Source organism: Micromonospora sp. 4G55 (assembly GCF_016803375.1).
Map to the genome: position 1 here is coordinate 1 of NZ_JAEVHN010000812.1, position 2476 is coordinate 2476.

A 2476-nucleotide genomic window follows, 5' to 3' on the forward strand; every position below is an offset into this window, starting at 1 on the left:
GCCGCCCTTGAGCGTGACGTCCGTTCAGGGTCAGGTCGCCGCCGTCGGCGCCCGGAACAGCCGGAACGTCTGCTCGGAGTCCCGCTTGATCGTGGAGCCCTCACCCTTGATGGTGATCTCCTGCTTGATCGTCGGCAGGCCCGTGCCGGACTTCCGGTCGTGCCCGTCCAGCTCGTAGGTGCAGTCCTTGGCCAGCTTCAACGTGCCACCGTGATCCCGGTTCGCCAGATCGACAGCCTCGATCAGCTTCTCGTCGTCACAGGGCACCTCCCGCACCCGACCGTGCTCGTCACGATCCCGGTCCTTGTCCCGGTCCCGGCGGTCCTCGCCCCTGTCCCGGTCCTTGTCCCGGTCCCGGTCCTCGCCCCGGGCGTCGTCCTTGGTGAGCTGCTGGGCGGTCGACCACTTCACATCGGCGAGCCGGTGGGAGCCGGTGACCCCGGTGGTCGCGTAGGCCACACCGGCGAGGCTGACCGCGCCCGTCAGGCCCATGACGCCGGTGGCGAGCCAGAGCCGACGACGACGGAACGGGGAGGCCGTCTCACGGGTGACGTCATCGTTATTGCGAAGGTAGTTGGACATCAGAGCTCTCTGCCCTCTCCTTGTACCCGACAAGGTCGCTTCGCCACGGCGAGGCGGCCTTCGCTACAAATCGGTTGTAGCTGCTGAACAACAACGTATGAGAACCTTCTTCACCTCGTGGGCGTATACGAAAAAAGCCCACATTAGGTATGCGGGCGGTGCAGCCAACAGCACGGCGGACGGCGGTGCAGCAGAGGTGTCACCGGTGGCAAAGGGCGTCGCGGAGGGCGAAAGCGCGTGAACGGGCGGCGTCGGGGGCGACGCGTACCGGTAGGGGTGAGGGAGTCCCTTCCCGCCGGGGCGGGAAGGGACTCCCTGGTCGTGTGTCGGCTCAGTTGAAGCAGTCCTTGACGGTGCCGGCGCAGTTGGTGGGGTCGTTGTTGGTCACGGTCGACTTGTCGTCGAGGCGGACCTTGCCGTCGTTGTTGAGGATGCCGCCGGCGACTCGGTGCTGCTTTGAGGCGTCGGTGGCGGTGTTCTTGGTGACGTGGGTCTTGGTCAGGGTGACGGTGCCCTTGTTGTTGAAGATGCCGCCGCCGTTGAGGGCGGTGTTGCCCTTGACCTCGGTGTCGCGCAGGGTGAGGTGGGCGCCGTCGCGGTCGCGGTCGCGGTCGTTGTCGTGGTCGTTGTTGTCGTTCTTGTCGTTCTTGTCCTGGAAGCCTTCGGCGAGTTTGACGTCGGCCTTGCCGTTGAAGATGCCGCCGCCGAAGCGTCCGGCGTTGTTGTCGACGATCTTGCTGTCGGAGATGGTGGCGCTGGCCTTGTTGTCGTCGTCGTCCTTGTCGTTCTTGTCGTTCTTGTCGTCCTTGCCGTTGCCGTTGCCGTTGTTGCCGTTGTTGCCGTTGTTGCCGTTGTAGCCGTTGTTGCCGTTGTTGCCGTTGTGGTCCTTGTCGTTGCGGCGTTCGTCGCTGATGTTGTAGATGCCGCCGCCGTCCTTGCTGGCGTGGTTCTTGGCGACGGTGACCTTGTCGAGGTCGAGGGTGGTGTCCTTGGCGTAGATGCCGCCGCCGTTCTCGCAGGCGGTGTTGTCCTTGATGGTCGACAGGACGATCTTGACGAAGCCGCCGGAGCTGAACAGGCCGCCGCCGTTCTTGTCGGCCTTGTTGCCCTCGATGGTGGTCTTGAAGATCTCCACGGTGCCGGCCTCGTCGCGGCCCTGGAAGCGCGGCCAGGAGTTGTCGTCCTTGCCGTGTTCCTCGTTCTTGCCGTGTTCCTCGTTCTTGCCGTTGTCCTTGCCGTGGTCCTTGTCCTTGTCCTTGTCCTTGTCGCGGCCGTTGGCGATGCCGCCGCCGTTCTTGCCGGCGGTGTTGTTGGCGATGCGCGACTCGTGACGCTTGTCGTGGGAGTCGTCCCTGAAGTCGTCCCTGGCGTCGGCGGAGCCACCCTGACCGTTGGCGGACTCGCCCTTGTCGCTCGCGGCGGTCTTCGCCCTTGTCGTCGCGGCGGTCCTCGCCCTTGTCGTCGCGGCGGCCTTCGCCCTTGTCGTCGCGGCGGTCCCCGCCCTTGTCGTCGCGGCCCGATCCGCCCTGGTCGTAGGAGAACCAGTCGTGGTGGTCGGAGGATCCGGTGACCTTGAGGACGCCGAGGTTGAAGATGCCGCCGCCGTTCTCCTGGGCGTGGTTGTTCTCCACCTCGCTGTCCTCGAGGTCGACGCGGCCGAAGTTGGCGATGGCGCCGCCGTTGCCCTCGGCGTTGTTGCGGGTCAGCGTGACCTTCTTCAGGTGCGCGCTACCGCCGCGCTCGACCAGCAACGCACCGCCGTCGGCCTCGAGGTCCTTGTCGTCCTTGCCGTTCTTGTCGTCCTTGCCGTTCTTGTCGTCCTTGCCGTTCTTATCGTCCTTGCCGTTCTTGTCGTCCTTGCCGTCCTTGCCCCACGGCCCGCCCTGCATGCCTT

General features: G+C 65.5%; 3 protein-coding genes. 1 reads left to right on the forward strand and 2 read right to left on the reverse strand.

The window, feature by feature from the left end:
- Positions 1-30: 30 nt before the first annotated feature.
- Together JNW89_RS34575 and JNW89_RS34580 are read right to left on the reverse strand one after the other, a co-directional pair.
- Positions 31-582: a hypothetical protein gene (locus JNW89_RS34575; RefSeq protein WP_238452232.1), complete on the reverse strand. Its 552-nt coding sequence runs from the start codon at positions 580-582 to the stop codon at positions 31-33.
- A 331-nt stretch (positions 583-913) separates the two neighbouring features.
- The gene (locus JNW89_RS34580) at positions 914-1717 is read right to left on the reverse strand and encodes a hypothetical protein (RefSeq protein WP_238452233.1); all 804 of its coding nucleotides are present in this window, start codon (positions 1715-1717) and stop codon (positions 914-916) included.
- Positions 1718-1988: 271 nt separating this feature from the next.
- Here JNW89_RS34580 and JNW89_RS34585 point away from each other — a divergent pair.
- Positions 1989-2476 (forward strand): hypothetical protein (locus tag JNW89_RS34585; protein ID WP_238452234.1); only part of this gene is annotated, 488 nt, incomplete at its 3' end.

Coding starts and splice junctions, on each gene's coding strand:
- JNW89_RS34575 (WP_238452232.1), bottom strand. CDS start 582: ATGTCCAACTACCTTCGCAATAACGATGACGTCACCCGTGAGACGGCC.